A 19,579-nucleotide genomic window follows, 5' to 3' on the forward strand; every position below is an offset into this window, starting at 1 on the left:
AGTTATAAGTTTTAGGTATAAGTGTTACACAGTAGCACAACCTCATCGGTGATTAGTGTGTTAACAACATCTGCGTCAAAACGTAATCAGCAAACAGCAGCATTATACAACTGACCACCACACTTTTTGTACTGCTGCGGCCAATTTCCAGCGCCCCGCCTTTTACATAATAGCCATAATAAGCCGGTATGCTGCTGATGATAAAAGCGAATGTATAAGATTTGATGAGTGCAAATGTTACATTATATGGAATAAATTTTAATAATAAACCCCTGTCGAACGTATCGGCAGACAATATGCCGGATGCAGCTCCTGCCAGCCTACCGCCCCATATACCCAATACCATTGATATAATTACCAGCAGCGGAATGGTTAGCAGTGCTGCCGTAATTTTGGGTAAAATAAGATAAGCTTTAGTGTTAATGCCCATGATTTCCAATGCATCTATTTGTTCACTAACCCGCATGTTACCCAACTCGCTCGCAATTTTACTACCAATTACACCAGCCAACACAATACATACTAATGTGGGAGCAAACTCCAGAATTACAGTATCCCTTACAATCTGTGCAATGGTTTCGGGTGCTATTAAAGGACTAACCAATTGATAAGATGTTTGAACAGCACTAACAGCACCAATAAATACTGAAATAATAGATACTATGCCCAGTGAGCCAATACCAATATCGTTGCACTGGTGCATGAATTCCTTCCAGTACATTTTTAAATTTTCGGGCCTGGTGAACATGCCTTTAAGCATTAAAAGATAGCGGCCGAAATGCGTGAAAAAAGTCATTATTGATTTGCAGTTTTATGTACAGGTTACTGTTTTGTTATAACTGTTGTTAAACGAAGATAAATTTTGATTCTGATATTTTGATAACAGCCGGCGTTTGCCGGCTGTTATCAGTAACTGTAATTGTAAACCAAAGCAGTTTTATAAATCGTGCGCCCGTTTTTTTAAACGGTTGCCCCACTTACTTCTATCGATTTCTTCTCCTGGTTTTGATTCCCCTTTCAATTGAGCATCTACTACTGCTATCAACACCATATTAAAAATTGACCTGATAGAGCTGCCCAATTGCAGCACATGCACCGGTTTTTTTAAGCCCAGTAAAACAGGCCCGATAGAATCCGCACCGCCTACTTCCTGCAATAAATTATAGGCAATATTACCGGCGGCAAGATTGGGGAAGATGAGCGTATTTACATCACCATCCAGTAATTCTGTAAAAGGATAATTATCTTTTAAAATTTCTTTGTTAAACGCCAGTATGCCCTGTACTTCACCATCGCAAACCAATTCAGGATCTTTTGCTTTTACTATTTCCCTTGCTTTACGCACCAGGTTGGCTTCGTCGGAATTACTGCTGCCAAAGTTAGAATAGGAGAGCATAGCAATACGGGGAACAATATTAAACTGCTTTACTTCTTTTGCTGTTAACAAGGTAATCTCTGCCAGTTCTTCTGCTGTGGGATTGAAATTGATGGTTGTATCCGCTAAAAATAAGGGGCCGCGTTTGGTGAGCAAAATATACATGCCCGCTATTTTTTTAACGCCTTCCTCAGTGCCGATGGCCTGGATAGCCGGACGGATAGTTTCCGGATAGCTACGGGTTAACCCGCTGATCATACAATCCGCTTCGCCGGTTTCAACCAGCATACAACCAAAATAATTCCTGTCACGCATTATCTTATGAGCCTCGTGCTTATTAACTCCCTTGCGCTGCCTTTTTGCATAAAACAATTCACCAAACCGCTTCCGCATCTCATGGTATTCTTCGGCCTTTGGATCAATGATCGGAATGTCTTCCAAATCGATACTGTTGTCCATTGCAAGTTTGGAAATTCTTTTTGCATCGCCTAACAAAATCGGGTAACCCACACCTTCTTCAATTACCAGTTGAGCAACTTTCAAAATCTTGATATTTTCGGCATCTGCAAAAACAACCCGTTTAGGATCTTTACGTGCTTTGTTACCAATTACGCGGCTCAGCTGGTTATCCAGTCCAAGCCGTTTATTTAACTGCAGTTTATATTCTTCCCAATCGGTGATGGGATATTTTGCTACGCCGCTTTCCATAGCAGCTTTAGCAACAGCCGGCGCAACAGTCGACAACAGGCGTGGATCAAGTGCTTTGGGGATGATGTAATCCGGGCCGAAAGAAATTGTTTTCGCATTGTAGGCAAGATTCACAATATCCGGTACAGGTTCTCTTGTTAATGCAGCCAACGCCTTTACAGCAGCCATTTTCATGGCTTCGTTAATGGTGGTTGCCCTGACATCAAGTGCCCCACGAAATATATAAGGAAAACCAAGTACATTGTTTACCTGGTTAGGGTAATCGCTTCGCCCTGTAGCCATGATAAGGTCTGGCCTGGCAGCCGTGGCGGTATCGTACGCAATCTCCGGATCAGGATTTGCCAATGCAAATACGATTGGTTTTTTGGCCATGGATTTCACCATTTCCGGACTTACGATATTACCCTGGCTCAAACCAATAAATACGTCTGCGCCAACGAGTGCTTTCGCAAGATCGTAGTCTTTATATTTTGCATCCGTACAGAAATCTTTTTTCATCTCATCCACGCCTTCCCGTCCGGTGTAGATAATTCCTCTTCTGTCGAACACCATAAAGTTGTTACGGTTTGCTCCGAGCGCTTCATACAATTTCATGCAGGCTACTGCCGCAGCACCTGCTCCGCTTACCACGATACGTACGTCTCCAATTTTCTTTTTTTGTAATTCCAGGGCATTCAATAAACCAGCAGCGGATATAATCGCTGTACCATGCTGGTCATCGTGCATAATCGGAATTTTCAATTGCTTTTTCAATTCCTGTTCAATATAAAAACATTCGGGTGCCTTTATGTCTTCCAGGTTAATACCGCCAAAAGTGGGTTCCAGTGCTTTTACAATCTGAACAAATTTTTCCGGATCGGTTTCGTTGATCTCAATATCGAACACGTCAATGTCTGCAAAAATTTTGAACAGAACACCCTTACCTTCCATCACCGGTTTGCCAGCCTCGGGACCGATATTTCCGAGGCCAAGCACTGCGGTGCCATTGCTGATAACCCCTACCAGGTTACCTTTTGCTGTATATTTATAAACATCCTCAGGGTTGGCGGCAATTTCAAGACAGGGTACTGCCACGCCGGGTGAGTAAGCTAAAGAAAGATCTCTTTGTGTTTTTGATTCCTTGGTGGGAACGACTTCAATTTTGCCTGGCCTGCCATTGGCATGATACTCCAGCGCCTGTTGTTTACTTAATTCGTTTGACATACTTTTTATTTAGCAATTTCGTTTTGCCGGCAGTTATAAAAGCAAGAACAATTGCCGGCTTTGAATGATAATTTTTTAATACAATCAACTAAGCATAGCCAATTTAAAAATTGATGTAAGGTACATAAATGATTCTCAAAGAAATTGAAGTGCCGGATGGCAAAAGTGAAACGTTATTCAGCTCCGGTTGCACCCAGCAAGGCCATCATACCCATACCGATTTCGATGGCGTCTTCATCTATATTAAAAGTAGGAGTATGCACGCCAATTGAAATACCTTTTGCTTTATTGCCAACACCGAGCCTGAAAAAACAGCCGGGTAACTGGTGAGAATAATAGGCAAAATCTTCAGCCCCCATTCTTAATTCGGTTTCTTCTACATTGTTAATTCCGAGATAGTCTTCACCTTTTTTACGGGCAGCTGCGCTGAGCGCTATGTTGTTTAAAACAAACGGATAACCCACATCAATCTTAATATCAATTTCGGCACCCATACTGTGTACCAGTTCTGTCGCCATTTTAATAATCAGTTCATGCGCTTTAAACCGCCACACTTCGTCCATTGCCCTAAAAGTGCCCATCAGCTTAACTTCTGACGGAATTACATTGGTAGTAAAACCGCCCTGGAAAGAAGTAATGGATAACACCGAAGGGTTAAAGGGATCATTGTTGCGGCTGATAATTTGCTGCAGGCTCACGATTAAATGCGATGCAATTAAAATGGTATCGGCTGTATTTTGCGGCGCTGCGGCATGACCGCCTTTTGCCCGCACGGTAATATAAATTTCGTCGGCGCTGGCCATTACCATACCGCCCCTGAAACTCAGTTTGCCTACTTCCAAACCGGGGTGAACATGCAACGCAAAAATGCTTTGTGGTGCCGGATTTTGCAACACCCCTTCTTTAATTAATAAGCTTGCCCCACCTGGGTTTTTTTCTTCTCCCGGTTGAAAAATTAATTTTACCGTTCCTTCCCATTCGTCCTTTAAGGCAATCAATATTTTGGCTGCACCCAGCAGGCAGGTGGTATGCACATCATGCCCACACGCATGCATGATACCTGGCACGGTTGATTTATAAGGAACATCGTTTTCTTCTGTGATGGGTAGCGCATCCATATCGCCACGTAAAGCAACAATTCTTTTATCCGGATTTTTACCTTTGATTAAACCGATTACACCAGTACCAGCTTTTATTTCAAATGGAATATTGAGCGCTGTTAATTGCTGCTGAATATAGGTGGAGGTTTTAAATTCTTTATAACTTAACTCAGGATTCGCATGCAGGTGGTGACGGACTTCAATCATTTCAGGGGCATATTGCCGGGCTAAATTTTTTATTTGCTGTTGAAGGGGGTCACTCACGGTAGGTATTTTATTATTAATGGATTTTGTTTGTTCAAACAGTCAGGCAAACATGAACTTAATGGTATTCAGATCAGGCCGCAGCCTGATCCTTCCGGTTAATTGCTCTCTTTGTCTTTATCCGGCTTTACTTCAATTGTTTCCGGCAATAAATAAATATTATTTGTCACCAGCTTCGAACGGATAATTTCTTTCTTATATTTTTCAGCATCTGCTTTTTCTAAAAAATTACCAAACCGTAACTTAATATAGGGCGGCTGAAAACTCATGTATACTTTTTGTTCCGGAAAACGCTCCAGTAACTGTGACCTTACCCGCATTGCCGCCGGGCGGTCACTTGTACTTAACAGCATCAGCCGGTATCCTTTTGCAGACCTTGGCCCTAATGAAAACCCGTTAGCCTCATTAAACGCCGCTTCCTTTTTTGCCAGTATATCCAGGCGTGGGTCTTTAAACACAGTTATTTTTCCCTGGTTTGCTGTGTCAGTAACGGCGGTTACCTGGGCTCCTGCGCTTAAAACAAAAAAGGCAAGTAATAAAAGAATAACTATTTTTTTCATGATTGACAATTGACAAAAACTGTTCCGTTTAGTTTTGCCCGGCGGCTTCGTTTACTATTTGTATACTGCTGCTGCAACCTATTCTTGTAGCACCGGCATCAATTAATTGTTTGGCAAAAGTATAGGTTTTTATTCCTCCGCTGGCTTTGATCTGGATTTTTTCAGCCAGGTGTTTACGCAGCAACTGAACTGCTTCCACTGAGGCCCCTTTTTCTGCATAACCCGTGGAAGTTTTTATGAAATCCACGCCGGCAGCACCATACAGGTCACAACACTTGATTATTTCTTCATCGGTAAGTACGCCGCTTTCAATAATAATTTTTATCACCTTGCGTGCTTTTCTTACAATCGGTAAAATAGCATTGATCTCGCCGGCAAGAAACTGCCAGTCGTTATTTTTGAGTGCGCTGATATTGATTACGAGATCCAATTCATCAGCTCCGTCAACAATTGCTAAAACGGTTTCAGCAACCTTAGCCTCAATGGCAGAATACCCAAAAGGGAAACCGATCACCGTGGCTATTTTAACGGCTGAACCTGCCAGCAAACCCACCGCTTTTTTTACAAACAACGGAGGAACACAAACCGCTGCAAATTGGTATTGAATTGCTTCGGCACAAAGCTTTTCTACATCCGCTACCAGGGTGGTTGGCTTTAATACGGTATGATCGATGTAAGATGCTATATTCATATAATAATAGTTGCCGCAAAATTACAGATAACAAGGAATGTTTTTGATAATGAATATTTAGGTGGACATTTAATAATGCAACACTTCAGCTGTTTAAAAACGAAACTGTGATACCCGTTTGCAAACAAAACCAATATCGCAAATGAAATTTTTTATGATAAGTTTTAATTGCGGTAAAAAATTAAACTGTTAAGGTGTGATAATTCATGGGAAGCATGCAGGCATTGTTTGTTTTAACAGATCGGTCGCAATTTTATTTCAGCAATTTATAAAATATGAATTTGAATCTATGTGATAAGCGGTAGTAAAAACGCTCGTTTATCAATTACCGAATGCAATCATTCACTATATTTATTACCTGATAATGTGTTTATCAAAATTGATATGTATGAAAAAAATGAGGTTACCTTTTGTAGTGGCTTTGCTTATTCTCCAGGGCTTGAGAATAAATGCGCAATCCACTTTTCCCGTAAATGATATAGCCGATCCCAAAGAGGGGTGTTATGCTTTTATCAATGCAACCATTGTTACCAATGCGCAAACTACTTTGCAAAATGCAACGTTGGTTATACGCAAAGGAAAAATTGAAGCCGTTGGTGCAAAAGCAGCTGTTCCTAAAGATGCAGTTGTGGTAGATTGTAAAGGCAAGTATATTTATCCATCGTTTATCGACATGTATTCCGATTATGGTACAGATGCTCCGCAAAGAGTTGCTGGTGGCGGATTCCGGGGGGCATCACAGATGCTTTCCAATACCAAAGGTGCTTATGGATGGAACCAGGCAATACGTTCTGAAACAGATGCAGCAAAAATATTTGCAGTGAATGATGCAAAAGCAAAAGAACTGCGGGCCATTGGTTTTGGTACGGTCCTCACACACCAGATGGACGGCATCTCCAGGGGAACTGGCGCCGTTGTTACGCTGGCTACAGAAAAAGAAAATATGGCGATGCTGAAAGAAAAGGCATCTGCCAATTATTCATTTAATAAAGGTAGTTCCACCCAGGATTATCCAACTTCATTGATGGGGTGTATTGCTTTATTAAGACAAAATTTTTTAGATGCCCAATGGTATAAAACAAAGCCAGTAACTGAAGGCACCAACTTATCACTGCAGGCCTTTTTAGATAACCAAAGTCTGCCGCAGATTTTTGACGCCAATGATAAATGGAATGATTTGCGTGCAGATAAAGTGGGCGATGAATTTGGTGTACAATATATTATAAAGGCAGGCGGTAATGAATACCAGCGTATAGGCGACGTAAAAGCAACCAATGCATCCTTTATCGTACCCCTAAATTTTCCGCAGGCGATGGATGTGGAAGATCCTGCCGATGCAAGATTTGTATCCCTGTCAGATATGAAAAACTGGGAAATGGCGCCCACCAACCCCGCAGCATTTGAAAAAGCCAATATCAATTTTGCCTTAACAACAAATGGTTTAAAAGAAACGAATACCTTTTTAGCTAATCTGCGTAAGGCTATACAGCAGGGCCTTAGCGAGCAGAAAGCATTAAAATCGCTTACAGAAACACCTGCTACCCTATTGGGCATGTATGATAAAGTCGGCAGCCTGGAAACAGGTAAGCTGGCCAATTTTTTAATCGTATCAGCACCTGTTTTCAGCGATAAAGCGGTAGTATATCAAAACTGGATACAGGGCAATAAATATCTTTTAAAAGAAGACGGCTGGCAGGATATCCGTGGCAACTATACACTGGTAATTAATAACACAACGAATACGTTGTCCATTAAAGGAGAAGCCGGCAAACCATCTGCGGAAATCATCGGTGCCGACACTACCAAAGTTGATCTTACCATTAAAGATAAACTGGTGATGATGGTGATTGATTTTAAAAAAGACAGCATTCATTCAGCAAGATTAAATGGCGTGATAAGCAATGATAACTGGAGTGGTACTGGCCAAACGGTCGGGGGCAACTCAATAAGCTGGATTGCCACTAAAACACCCGGCCAGTCAGCAGTAACCGATACTGCAAAAAATAAAAAAGCAGAGTTACCTGTATTGGTAACCAGCCCTGTTACGTATCCCTTTAATGGCTATGGTTTTACAGAAATGCCCAGGCAGCAAAATATTTTAATAAAGAATGCTACCATCTGGACAAATGAAAAAGATGGTGTGCTGGCCAATTCGGATGTGCTGATAAAAAATGGAAAGATTGCAGCCATCGGAAAAAATTTATCCGATGCGGCAGCAAAAATAATTGACGGTACGGGCAAACATCTTTCTGCAGGCATTATAGATGAACACTCGCACATAGCGGGTACCGGTGGTATCAATGAATGTTCACAGTCTGTTACTTCAGAAGTAAGAATTGGTGATATCATTGACCCGGAAGACGTTGATATTTACAGGCAGTTAAGCGGTGGCGTTACCAGCAGCCACATTCTGCATGGCAGCTGCAATACCATCGGCGGACAAACACAATTGATCAAACTTCGCTGGGGAGCCAATGCGGAGCAGTTAAAATTTGCAGGCTCCGATCCGTTTATAAAATTTGCGTTGGGCGAAAATGTGAAGCGCTCTTATTCCCAGAGCAGCAATCGTTTTCCAGACACAAGAATGGGGGTGGAGCAGGTGCTGACAGATGCGTTTACAAGGGCAAGAGATTATGAAGCAATGGGGCCAGGCAAAAGGAGAGACCTTAAACTGGATGCGCTGGTAGAAATTATGAATAAAAAACGTTTCATAACCTGCCACTCTTATGTGCAAAGCGAAATTACTTCGGCAATGCGGGTTGCTGAGAAATTTGGGTTTAAAGTAAATACGTTCACGCATATCCTTGAAGGTTATAAAGTAGCAGATAAAATGAAAGCACACGGAGCCAATGCCTCTACCTTTAGTGATTGGTGGAGTTATAAGATGGAAGTGGTAGACGCCATTCCGCAAAATGCTTACCTCATGCAAAAGGAAGGCATCAATGTGGCCATTAATTCCGACGATGGCGAAATGGCAAGACGCCTGAACCAGGAAGCGGCCAAAAGCGTGAAGTATACTGATATGAGTGAAGAAGACGCGTTAAAAATGGTAACGCTGAACCCTGCCACTATGCTGCATGTTGCAGAAAAGACCGGTAGTATAAAAACCGGCAAAGATGCCGATCTTGTTTTGTGGAGCGATAATCCTTTAAGCATTTATGCAAAGGCAGAAAAAACGATCGTGGATGGTATAGTTTATTATGATATAGAAAAAGACAAATTGCTAAGAGAAGGTATTGCTAAAGAAAGAGCCAGGCTGATACAAAAAATGATTGGCGCAAAAAAAGGTGGCGAAAAAACTTCACCTGCAACCCCATCTTTCAGGGAAAGAAATTATTGCGAAGAAGATCATCATGAAGCAAAAACTTTCTGGGGAAGAATCGATAATAACAAGCTGTCAACCGACAATCAATAATTGATTTTCCTAAGACAAGAAAGATCCTATAAAATTATTTCAGCGTTCACGGCGCACAGCAAAAAACAAACAGTATGAAAAAAATATTATTACCCATTGCGTTACTCTTTTCGGTCGCAATGATGGCGCAGGAAAATATGCATCCGTCACCGGCACAAACAGGCACCATCGCACTTACGAATGGTATTATACATATTGGTAACGGGCAGGTGATTGAAAATGGTATGATCGTTTTCAGTAATGGCAAAATTAAAGACGTGAGGGCAACGGCGCCTATTGCTGATGTGAAAGTAATAGACCTGAAGGGTAAGCACGTTTATCCGGGTGTTATTGCAGCCAGCACTAACCTTGGCCTCGTAGAAGTAAGTGCAGTAAGATCTACGGCAGATTATGATGAAGTGGGCGATATCAATCCCAGCATACGCAGCCTGGTGGCTTATAATACGGACAGTAAAGTGATCAATACCCTGCGCAGCAATGGCGTATTGCTGGCTCATGTTGTGCCTCAGGGTGGTACCATCAGTGGTACATCTTCTGTTGTACAACTGGATGCCTGGAACTGGGAAGATGCAGCCTATAAAGCCGATAATGGTATTCATTTTAATATGCCATCGCTTGTGGCAGTTCCGGCACAATTTCGCCGCCCGGGTGATGAAGATCGTGTAAAACAAAGCCTTGAAAAGATTGAACGCATCCGTGCCTTTTTCCGCGAGGCAAAAGCTTATCACAACCAGGCACCACATGTACAGGTGAATTTAAAACTGGAAGCCGTGCAAGGTTTGTTCGACAAGTCAAAAACATTTTTTGTGCATTGTAACCTGGTAAAGGAAATGATGATGGCAATCAGCATGGCTAAAGAATTTGATTTTAAACTGGTACTGGTAGGCGCAAGCGACAGCTGGCTAATGACAGACATGCTAAAGGAAAACAATGTGGCGGTCATTTTATCGGAACCACATAGCTTGCCTGCCACTGATGATGATGATGTGGACCAGCCTTACAAAACAGGTGCGGCTTTACAGCGGGCAGGCGTGTTATTCACCATTTGCCAGGAGGCCGAATTTGGTTTCTGGCGTCAGCGTAATCTACCTTTTGAAGCGGGCACTATGGCAGCTTATGGCTTAACCAAAGAGCAGGCATTAACAGCTATCACTTTAAGTGCAGCCAAAATTTTAGGCATTGACAATATTACAGGCTCCCTGGAAACTGGAAAGGATGCCAACATCGTCATCAGCGAAGGCGACTTGCTGGATATGAAAAGCAGCAAAGTTACACAGGCATTTATACAGGGCAGGGAAATTAATTTAGATAACAAACAGAAGCAGTTGTTTGAAAGGTATAAGTATAAGTACTCTATAAAGTAGCTTTTACCTTTTATAGAACTATTATTTGTAATTGCAATTTTCGTCAAATAAGCTTTTTAAAACCATAAAATCAGGAATAGTTAATTTCTTGTATGAATAGGTCGAGGTATATAGTTTCTGCAATTTATCAGGGGATTAATAAACGGGTACAAAATGATACTCCTTACTTTAATACCCTGATGATACTATATTTTATTGTTTTCTTGCATGTAGTACATGCAGTAATATTATTGAAAATTAATGATCATGACATTTTAAAAGACCAAAGTAAAAATCAAATACTGTTGGCATGTATTTTCCTTTGGGCAATCATAACTTTTTTATTGTGGCTAATTTTTCCAAAAGCAAAGATCATTAATACTAAGATTGACGAGAAGGATATAAAAAAATATTATTACGGAGCTATATTTTACTTTTTGTTTTGTGCCGCACTAATGACATACCTACTTGTTGCACTTAAACATCATCTTGGGATTTAAACTTTGTCAAAAATAATCCTTTCAAATTTATACTGTGTTATAGTTAGACTAAAACATGTAAAAATGAAGCCGGCATGTATTGTTACAATTATTTCTCTACCAACTCCAGCCATTTTTTTATAACCTGCTGCAATATTTTTTTCCTGGCTTGTACATCATCAAGATCTTTAAAAACAATTAGCCTCCTTCCGTCTTTGTAATCGCCTTCGAGCAAGCCGCTGCTATCGTTTATTTTGGCGCCGCTGGGAAAAACCAGCATGATCCTGCCTTTGAACAAATTGAATACTATGATTTCTCTTTTGTATTCTTTGGGATCAAACGGCTTCATTTCGCCGGTGTAATAAAAGCTTGGGTTGTTCCATTTTATTCTTTCGCCAATTTCTTTATCGGTGCTTAAGATAATTATCCGCAATGTTTCTACAATTTTTCGCAGGCCTGGTTCCAGTTGTTGAATGTGGGCTGTTACCTGTTCTTCATCTGAAAGTTTCGTTGCTTTTGCCATAATTTTTTACAAAAAATATTTCACACAAAGTACGCAAAGTATGCAACGAACACAATCGATTACGGTTTCACACAAGGTGCGTAAAGAAAGCAAAGAATACAACGATTTATTTCGTGACGCTCTTTGTATTTGTTGCTGTCTTTGGTGTGAAATAAAAATACGATTACTGCTGCGGATACAGGAGGCTGCAAATGGCTGTAAAAGTACAAGGGAGTGACACAATGATTTACCACAAAGCTTCTTAGCCCGGACAAAGAATTAGGCTAACCAGTCTGCCAGGTGTTGCGAAATAGCAGCAGACTCCACCATAAAACCATCATGGCCATAATTGCTGTCAATGGCTATCAGCGTGGCGTGTGGCAGATGTGCCGCTAAAAATTGTTGCTCGGTAAGCGGACAAAGAATATCGCTACTGATGCCAACAATCAGCGTGCGCTGATGCATGGTTTGCAATACGGCAGGTATGTTTCCGCCACGACCACGGGCAATGTGGTGACTGTCCATACTTTTGGTAAGCAGCCAGTAACTGTATGCATTAAAGCGTTGTACCAGTTTATCGCCCTGGTATTGTATATAGGCCGAAGCCTTGTAGTGATCTAACTTTTCCGTATCTCCATCAGTTTGCTGCTGCACCATAATACCGTAATTGCGGTAAGTGAGCATGCCAATGGCACGGGCCGCTTTTAGCCCTTTGGCACCTGCCGCAGGCGATGGGTTTTGCCAGGTACCATCGGCTTCAATGGCTAAGCGTTGTGCGGTATGTGTAGCAATGCCCCAGGCGCTCTCGGTAGGGGAGGTGGCGAGTAAAAACAGGTTGCTGATGCGGTCTTTTTCCATCACACACCATTCCATAGCCTGGTAGCCGCCCATGCTGCCGCCCATGAGTAAAAATATATTGTCAATGCCCAGGTGTTGCCGCAGCAAAATGTGCGCCTTTACCATGTCGCGAATGGTAACTAAGGGAAAGCTGTGGTAATAGGGCTCGCCGGTTGCAGGGTTAATGCTTAACGGGCCGCTGCTGCCATAGCAGCTGCCGATGATGTTGGCGCAAACGATGAAATATTTTTCGGGATCAATTACGTGCTGAGGGCCAACCACGCCTTTCCACCAGTCTGCCGCATCTGAGTTAGCCGTTAAAGCATGGCAAACCCATACTACATTGCTTTTTTTTTCGTTTAATTGTCCGTATGTGGTGTATGCAATTGTTAATCCGGGCAGGGTGCCACCGCTTTCAAGTGCTATTGGATGTTGAAAATGAAAAAATTGCATTAAATTAAATAAGTATTCGTCAGTTGAAATGCAAAGTAAAGGCTTGCGGAATTATATTTGTAAAAATTTTTCGAAATGATAGAAATAAATGTAAACCGGGTTCAGGGCGATTGCGGTTTTGAGGCAACAGATGCCAATGGTCATGTTATTAAAATGGACACCAGTCCTGAAACCGGCGGCGTAAATTTTGGCGTTCGTCCTATGCAGGTATTGCTGATGGGGCTTGGAGGTTGCAGCGGTATCGACATTGTTATGATCTTAAAAAAACAACGCCAGACGGTGGAACATTTTTCTATGAAAATTGAAGGTGAAAGACAAACAGGAAAAGAACCTTCGTTATGGGAGAACGTTAAAATCGTATTTCATTTAAAAGGTATCATCGACGAAGAAAAGGCCTACCGTGCCTGCGAATTGTCTATGAATAAATATTGTTCTGTTGCCGAAACACTGCGTTTGGGTGGTACCAGATTAACCTGGGATGTGAAGGTGAATCAGTAGTTTCCTTTAACTCTCCGCCGCGGCGGGGAGGAAATGTAGAAGATTACCTCGAAGCAGTTGATGGGTATGGCATTCTCTTCCATTACTAGTTATTAATCACCAAAAGGGATGAACTAATAAGCTGTCATCCAACAGATCCTTATCTTTCAAAATAACTAACGAGATAAAGTAATTTTTTGTTCCGGCAAAGCAACCGCTTTGTGGTACTTCATTGGCGTCGCACACTGGTACTTTAGTTTTTCAATTTTACTTTTATTATGTTGTGTGTTTAGGACCAACTTATTGTTGGCTTCGGACTCTATTGAAAGAAATGCTGTTTATTCCCGGCTTTATTTTTTCTTTCATCTCCCGCTGGTTTAACCATTATTTTACAACTCATCTTTACTTTTTTAAATATTAATGGCCTCGTATTAATTAGCTTTGCCGGTAATTTAGAGAAACAGTCACCATAAAAAGTTCAACCATGAACCCGATAACAAAAGCCATCCGGATACAGACAGAACGCACCAGTGAAATGGAACATTCAACCCCTCTATTTTTAACAAGCAGCTTTTGTTACAATGATGCGGAAGAAATGCGGGCCGCTTTTGCAGATGAAACCGATGCCAATATCTATAGCCGTTTCAGCAACCCTAACAGTACTGAATTTATTGATAAAATGGTAGCGCTTGAAGGCGCAGAAGCCGGCTTTGCTACCGCTTCCGGAATGGCGGCAGTGTTTGCTTCTTTTATGACATTTTTAAAAAGTGGTGATCATATCCTTGCCTGCAGTTCGGTTTTTGGCAGTACCATTACAGTACTCAATAAGTACCTGCCAAAATTTGGGATTGAAGTGAGTTATGTAGCTGCAAATGATACTGCCTCCTGGGAAGCAGCTATCCGGCCCAACACCAAAATGATTTACATGGAAACGCCTACTAACCCGGGCCTTGACATCATTGATCTGGAACTGGTAGGTAAGCTGGCTAAAAAGCACAACCTGCTTTTTAATGTCGATAATTGTTTTGCCACATCGGTTTGTCAAACACCCATTGCTTTTGGTGCAGACCTTGTAATACACTCTGCCACAAAATGGCTGGATGGCCAGGGCCGTGTGTTAGGGGGTGTAGTGGTAGGGAAAAAGGAACTGATACATGAACTGTATTTATTTTGCAGAAGTACCGGCCCGGCACTGTCGCCGTTTAATGCCTGGATACTGAGCAAAAGCCTGGAAACACTGGATGTACGAATGGAGCGCCACGCAGGCAACGCATTAAAAATTGCGCAGGCTTTAGAGGGACATGAAAAAATAAGCTGGATAAAATATCCTTACCTGGCCAGTCATCCGCAACATGCTATAGCAATTAAACAAATGAAAAATGGCGGCGGTTTAATTTCGTTCAATTTAAAAGGCGGACTGGAAAGCGGTCGTAATTTTTTGAACAACTTAAAAATGCTAAGCCTTACTGCCAACCTGGGTGATACAAGAAGCATCGCCTCTCACCCGGCAAGTACCACGCACGCCAAGTTAAGCGAAGCTGAACGGCAGGCTGTAAACATTACACCAGGCCTTATCCGCATTTCAGTTGGCCTTGAACATGTGGATGATATTTTAGCGGATATTCTGCAGGCGCTTTCCTGAGTTATAAGTTCTTCCGGCTATTAATATTTATTCAGTTTGAATAATGTAAGCTATCCAGTATTCTGTATCCAGCATCCAGTATCTAAAACAATTCCGATCCTTCCGGCCCCGGCATGCCTGCAGCATAATTGGGGAAGTACACGGGCGCATCTTCAGTCCATGCTTTTAACACCGGCATAATGATATCCCAGGCGGCCTCTACCTGGTCAGCACGCATAAACAAGGTACTGTCTCCTTGCATTACATCCAGCAATAAAGTTTCGTATGCTTCGGGCGTACCTGTCTTGTAACTTTCAGCGTAATCAAACAACATATTTACCGGGTTCAGCACCATTTGCAGTCCGGGTTTTTTGGCCTGAAAATTCATAGAGATAAACATTCTCGGCTGAATGTTCATAGTAATGCTGTTGGGCTGCCAGTTACCGGTAGCTTCTGTTGGAAAAGATTTATGTGGCACAGGTTTGAAATGTATCGTAATATAACTCCTGGCTTCGTTCATGCGTTTACCGCTGCGTACATAAAACGGAACATCCTGCCAGCGCCAGTTATCTACAAATAATTTAAGGGCTGCAAATGTTTCGGTGTGGGAGGTTTTATTAACACCGGGTTCATCGCAATATGCTTTTACTTTTTTCCCTTCAATCCACCCGGCACCATATTGCCCGCGGATCGCATATTTGTGTACATCCAGTTGTTCAATATCCCTTATGGCATGTAACACATCTGTTTTGCGGTTGCGTATTTCATCGGCGTCAAAACTAACAGGCGGTTCCATAGAAATTAAACAAAGCAATTGCAACAGGTGGTTTTGGATCATATCCCGCAACGCACCTGCATGGTCAAAATAGCCGCCTCTTGTTTCCACGCCCAGTTGCTCCGCCACTGTTATTTGCACATGACTAATGTAATTGCGGTTCCAGATCGGTTCAAATAGTGCATTGGCAAAACGAAAGGCCAAAATGTTTTGTACTGTTTCTTTGCCTAAAAAATGGTCAATGCGGTATACCTGCGATTCGTCGAATGTATTGCAGATAATTTTATTCAGGCGGCGGGCGCTGTCCAGGTCCTGCCCGAAAGGTTTTTCAGCAACGATACGGCTGAAAGCCTTGTCTGCTGCCAATCCTGCCGCACCAATACTGGTGACAATAGTTTCAATAAAAGCAGGCGACACGGCCATATAAAATATGCGGTTGCTTTTACCAGCCCATTCTTTTTCGGTTTGCTTTATTAGTTTGGCAACATAGTTATAAGTAGCGGCGGTATTAAAATCTCCCTTTTTATACTGCAGGCATTTTTCAAAAGCCAGCCAGTCTTTTTTCTTCGTCTTTCCACTACGGCTGAATTTATTAATGCCTTCACGAACGTGCAACTGGTATTCCGGCAAAGTCATATTTTTTATATCCAGCCCCAGCACCAAAAAATTTTCAGGCAGCCAATTGTCCAGGTATAAATTGTAAATAGCAGGCAATAATTTGCGCCAGGCAAGGTCACCACCGGCTCCAAAAATAACAATGATTGTTTGCGACGGTTTGGCTGTTGTATCCATATTTGTTCAATTAAAAATGTTCGCTAAGTTAAAGGTTAAGGATGAAACCATGAGGCGCAAAGCTGAAAGCAAAATGCAGAAATCAATAAATAACAAATGCATAACGTACGCCAGGCTTTAGGCGTTTAGCGTTCAGCTTTATGCTTATCTACAAAGAAAGTAAACTGCATCCCCTGATATCCGAATTATCCAACCGGCCCAGTATTTCAAAACTTTCATCGGGGTATAATTTCGCAGCATCATCCGTGGCGATAAAACTGCAGCTGTAAATATTGGCCAGGTCTATTATATTAACTGCACCACTCACAATATTTTCTTTATTGGCTGATAACACAGTTAAAGGATCATCTTCTTCCCTTACCAGCACTTTCATCCATGGCGGACAACTGAAAATACCGTGCCCGGTTGAATAAGCCTGGCTTAATAATTCCGTCATGCCATATTCTGAATGAACAACGTTTACTTTAAAACTGGTGCATAAAATATCGTGCACTTCCTGGCGGGTCATTTCCCTGCGTCTTCCCTTCATCCCGCCGGTTTCCATAATGGTAGTGTATTGCAAATGCATCGGGTATTGTTCTGCAAAATCGAGCAAGGCAAAAGTTACACCAAGCAGTAATGTTTTTTGTTGCTGGTTTTCAAGTGAGGTAATGGTGTAATGTAACTTTTCCAGGTCATGCAAATAAAAGCCGCTTTGCGCATGCGCACTTTGTTCAATCAGTTTATCAGCCATCATTATCAATGATGAATTACTTCTTTCCAGGTAAGATGGCAGCAAGGCAATAATACACCAGTCTTTTGGATCGCCATAAAAAAGCCGGAAAGCCGTATTGAAACTCTCTTCATACAAAGCAATGTCTTTAACAAAATGTTTGCTGTTGATGGTTTGTGTGGTGCCACTGCTTTCGAAAACAGCAGCAGGTTCAAAAGTAGTGGTGGCGATAGTATGGGTTTTAAAAAAAGCAACCGGTAAAAAAGGAATTTGATTTATTGCAGTGACCGATGCCGGGTTAATATGCAGCGCATTGCAAAATTGATGATACACCGGGTTATGCCGGTGCTGAAACTGAAAAATATTCAACGCAACCCGGGTAAAATCTTCCTTTGTTATAGCGGTTAAATTATTTAACGCGGTTATATTTTTAACGGAACTATTCAATTTCAATCATTAAATTTGGGCTATAATTTACAAAGATGCGTAACACTATTTTAATTGCCCTTGTTTGTTTTGTTTTTTTTGGTTGTAAAAAGGAAACGTATTCGTCCACGCCATCTTTAACATATAAATCAGTTAATACCAGCGTGCTGGTTCCCGGCAATGTAATCAAATTTAAAATTGCCTTTACTGACCTGGAGGGAGACCTGGATTCTATCTTTATTCAAAAAATAAATCCATCCTGCCCACAAAGTGGCACCAGCGAAAAATTTTTCCTCGGAAATGATATAATAAAACTTAAAAGTACCAACGACGATTTACTCGTATCATATGGTTATAGGGTAGATGGCTATCCGTTAATCGGGGAACCCAAATGTGACTTTAATGATACCTGCTATTTCCGGTTCAGCGTGGTAGACAAAGCCAGGCATTATAGCGATACTGTTCAATCCGGAAAAATTGTTATTATAAAACAGTAATCTCAACTTTATATAAAAAATACCTGCGTGTTATGGCGGTACGCTTACTACCGGCGTAAATTTTATTTTCTCCAACCATTTTTGATTCCTCTTTCCACAGTATGGACAGGATTTAGTTAATTTGTAAAAATTAATCCAATAATGGCTAAAGCAAAAGTAAAAGCACCGAAAAGTATTTTAACTGACAAGTCGTACGAATTCTTAAAAAACTATATCAACAATCCCTCGCCTACAGGCTTTGAGAGCAGCGGCCAAAAGATGTGGCTGGAATATATTAAGCCTTATACCGACACTTTTTTTACCGATCCTTACGGCACTGCCGTTGGTGTTATCAATCCAACTGCTCCCTTTAAAGTAGTGATAGAAGCACATGCAGATGAAATCAGCTGGTTTGTAAATTACATTTCGCCCGAAGGACTCATTTACCTGAAACGGAACGGGGGCGTGGATCACCAGATAGCACCTTCGATGCGGGTGTTGATACATGGAAAAAAAGGCGCCGTAAAAGCAGTCTTCGGCTGGCCCGCTATACATACCAGGATGGCCAGTGCGGATAGCAAGGAACCTCAACCAAAAGTAGATAACTTGTTTTTAGATTGCGGGGCCCGCACTAAAAAAGAAGTGGAAGACCTCGGAGTTCACATCGGTGCTGTAGCCACCTACGAAGCCGGGTACGAAGAACTGGCCTACGATTACCTCATTGGACGTGCATTTGATAACCGCGTTGGTGGCTTCATGATAGCAGAAGTGGCCCGCCTGCTGCAACAAAACAAAAAGAAATTACCTTTTGGTTTATACATTGTAAATGCAGTGCAGGAAGAAATTGGTCTTCGCGGTGCCGAAATGATTGCCCGCAGAATAAAGCCCAATATAGCCATCATCACCGATGTTACGCACGATACATCCACCCCGATGATCAGTAAAATTATCCAGGGAGATACGGTGTGTGGCAAAGGCCCTTCTCTAACGTTTGGACCTGCTGTACACAATAAACTACTGGACGTGGTACAGGACGTGGCCGCTAAAAATAAAATCCCGGTGCAGTTGCATACAGTAAGCAGAAGCACAGGTACAGATACGGATGCATTTGCTTATGCCAACGACGGCTGCCCGAGCGTTTTAATATCCATGCCATTACGGTACATGCATACTACCGTTGAAATGATTCACAAAAGTGATGTGGAAAATACCATCAAACTGATTTACGAAACATTGCTTACGTTAAATGCGAAAACTAATTTGAGTTATTTTTAGTAGCCGCTGCCAAATGGCAGTAATAATATTGGTCCGGGCTAAGACGCAATGGTCATTATCGTTGCGTCGCCCTCTTTTACTTTTGCAACTTAGAG

Annotated in this window: 15 protein-coding genes; 6 read left to right on the plus strand and 9 right to left on the minus strand. The window is 41.8% G+C overall.

All coding sequences use genetic code 11. The features are described from left to right. Positions 1–52 precede the first annotated feature (52 nt). From QWZ08_RS03845 to deoC, 5 genes are all read right to left on the minus strand, one after another. Positions 53–796 (minus strand): MlaE family ABC transporter permease, encoded by a 744-nt coding sequence (locus QWZ08_RS03845; RefSeq protein WP_290335896.1) that lies wholly within the window; start codon positions 794–796, stop codon positions 53–55. 141 nt (positions 797–937) lie between these two features. Continuing rightward, positions 938–3,286 (minus strand): NADP-dependent malic enzyme, encoded by a 2,349-nt coding sequence (locus QWZ08_RS03850; protein ID WP_290335898.1) that lies wholly within the window; start codon positions 3,284–3,286, stop codon positions 938–940. Between the two features lie 173 nt (positions 3,287–3,459). Beyond that, positions 3,460–4,650: a M20 metallopeptidase family protein gene (locus QWZ08_RS03855; RefSeq protein WP_353960471.1), complete on the minus strand. Its 1,191-nt coding sequence runs from the start codon at positions 4,648–4,650 to the stop codon at positions 3,460–3,462. A 98-nt stretch (positions 4,651–4,748) separates the two neighbouring features. Continuing rightward, positions 4,749–5,210 carry an SPOR domain-containing protein gene (locus QWZ08_RS03860; RefSeq protein ID WP_290335899.1) on the minus strand — a complete coding sequence of 154 codons (462 nt, stop codon included), beginning with the start codon at positions 5,208–5,210 and terminating at the stop codon, positions 4,749–4,751. A 28-nt stretch (positions 5,211–5,238) separates the two neighbouring features. Then, positions 5,239–5,901 carry a deoxyribose-phosphate aldolase gene (gene deoC / locus QWZ08_RS03865; protein WP_290335900.1) on the minus strand — a complete coding sequence of 221 codons (663 nt, stop codon included), beginning with the start codon at positions 5,899–5,901 and terminating at the stop codon, positions 5,239–5,241. A gap of 388 nt (positions 5,902–6,289) precedes the next feature. Here deoC and QWZ08_RS03870 point away from each other — a divergent pair, with 388 nt between their 5' ends. Continuing rightward, positions 6,290–9,316, plus strand: a complete 3,027-nt coding sequence (locus tag QWZ08_RS03870) for an amidohydrolase family protein (protein ID WP_290335901.1) — start codon at positions 6,290–6,292, stop codon at positions 9,314–9,316. A gap of 74 nt (positions 9,317–9,390) precedes the next feature. Then, positions 9,391–10,680, plus strand: coding sequence for an amidohydrolase family protein (locus tag QWZ08_RS03875; RefSeq protein ID WP_290335902.1), 1,290 nt, complete (start codon positions 9,391–9,393; stop codon positions 10,678–10,680). Positions 10,681–11,247: 567 nt separating this feature from the next. Here the strand turns inward: QWZ08_RS03875 and QWZ08_RS03880 are convergent. Then, positions 11,248–11,661, minus strand: a complete 414-nt coding sequence (locus QWZ08_RS03880) for a DUF1801 domain-containing protein (RefSeq protein WP_290335903.1) — start codon at positions 11,659–11,661, stop codon at positions 11,248–11,250. Positions 11,662–11,919: 258 nt separating this feature from the next. After that, complete coding sequence (gene metX, locus QWZ08_RS03885) at positions 11,920–12,930, minus strand: homoserine O-acetyltransferase MetX (RefSeq protein ID WP_290335904.1); 1,011 nt, start codon at positions 12,928–12,930, stop codon at positions 11,920–11,922. A gap of 75 nt (positions 12,931–13,005) precedes the next feature. On the opposite strand from metX, the gene QWZ08_RS03890 reads away from it, so the two are divergent. Both QWZ08_RS03890 and QWZ08_RS03895 read left to right on the plus strand, forming a co-directional pair. Further along, positions 13,006–13,428 (plus strand): OsmC family protein, encoded by a 423-nt coding sequence (locus QWZ08_RS03890; RefSeq protein ID WP_290335905.1) that lies wholly within the window; start codon positions 13,006–13,008, stop codon positions 13,426–13,428. Between the two features lie 463 nt (positions 13,429–13,891). After that, positions 13,892–15,049, plus strand: a complete 1,158-nt coding sequence (locus QWZ08_RS03895) for a trans-sulfuration enzyme family protein (protein WP_290335906.1) — start codon at positions 13,892–13,894, stop codon at positions 15,047–15,049. 82 nt (positions 15,050–15,131) lie between these two features. Here QWZ08_RS03895 and zwf read toward each other — a convergent pair whose 3' ends face one another. Then, on the minus strand, positions 15,132–16,595 hold the full coding sequence (zwf, locus tag QWZ08_RS03900) for a glucose-6-phosphate dehydrogenase (RefSeq protein WP_290335907.1): 1,464 nt from the start codon (positions 16,593–16,595) through the stop codon (positions 15,132–15,134). Positions 16,596–16,743: 148 nt separating this feature from the next. Then, entirely contained in the window at positions 16,744–17,760 is a 1,017-nt protein-coding gene (locus tag QWZ08_RS03905) for a LuxE/PaaK family acyltransferase (RefSeq protein WP_290335908.1), read from the minus strand. Between the two features lie 29 nt (positions 17,761–17,789). Here QWZ08_RS03905 and QWZ08_RS03910 point away from each other — a divergent pair, with 29 nt between their 5' ends. After that, a complete protein-coding gene (locus QWZ08_RS03910; protein ID WP_290335909.1) occupies positions 17,790–18,230 on the plus strand; it encodes a hypothetical protein in 441 nt (146 codons plus the stop codon). Positions 18,231–18,371: 141 nt separating this feature from the next. After that, positions 18,372–19,484, plus strand: a complete 1,113-nt coding sequence (locus QWZ08_RS03915) for a M42 family metallopeptidase (RefSeq protein WP_290335910.1) — start codon at positions 18,372–18,374, stop codon at positions 19,482–19,484. Positions 19,485–19,579: the final 95 nt, after the last annotated feature.

This window comes from Ferruginibacter paludis (genome assembly GCF_030409685.1).
GTDB lineage: Bacteria > Bacteroidota > Bacteroidia > Chitinophagales > Chitinophagaceae > Ferruginibacter > Ferruginibacter paludis.

Bases quoted from the DNA above. Each gene is read 5' to 3' on its own strand.
- QWZ08_RS03850 (WP_290335898.1), bottom strand. From the start codon at position 3,286: ATGTCAAACGAATTAAGTAAACAACAGGCGCTGGAGTATCATGCCAAT.
- metX (WP_290335904.1), bottom strand. From the start codon at position 12,930: ATGCAATTTTTTCATTTTCAACATCCAATAGCACTTGAAAGCGGTGGC.
- QWZ08_RS03880 (WP_290335903.1), bottom strand. From the start codon at position 11,661: ATGGCAAAAGCAACGAAACTTTCAGATGAAGAACAGGTAACAGCCCAC.
- QWZ08_RS03915 (WP_290335910.1), top strand. From the start codon at position 18,372: ATGGCTAAAGCAAAAGTAAAAGCACCGAAAAGTATTTTAACTGACAAG.
- QWZ08_RS03895 (WP_290335906.1), top strand. From the start codon at position 13,892: ATGAACCCGATAACAAAAGCCATCCGGATACAGACAGAACGCACCAGT.
- QWZ08_RS03860 (WP_290335899.1), bottom strand. From the start codon at position 5,210: ATGAAAAAAATAGTTATTCTTTTATTACTTGCCTTTTTTGTTTTAAGC.
- QWZ08_RS03845 (WP_290335896.1), bottom strand. From the start codon at position 796: ATGACTTTTTTCACGCATTTCGGCCGCTATCTTTTAATGCTTAAAGGC.
- QWZ08_RS03910 (WP_290335909.1), top strand. From the start codon at position 17,790: ATGCGTAACACTATTTTAATTGCCCTTGTTTGTTTTGTTTTTTTTGGT.
- deoC (WP_290335900.1), bottom strand. From the start codon at position 5,901: ATGAATATAGCATCTTACATCGATCATACCGTATTAAAGCCAACCACC.
- QWZ08_RS03890 (WP_290335905.1), top strand. From the start codon at position 13,006: ATGATAGAAATAAATGTAAACCGGGTTCAGGGCGATTGCGGTTTTGAG.
- QWZ08_RS03870 (WP_290335901.1), top strand. From the start codon at position 6,290: ATGAAAAAAATGAGGTTACCTTTTGTAGTGGCTTTGCTTATTCTCCAG.
- zwf (WP_290335907.1), bottom strand. From the start codon at position 16,595: ATGGATACAACAGCCAAACCGTCGCAAACAATCATTGTTATTTTTGGA.
- QWZ08_RS03875 (WP_290335902.1), top strand. From the start codon at position 9,391: ATGAAAAAAATATTATTACCCATTGCGTTACTCTTTTCGGTCGCAATG.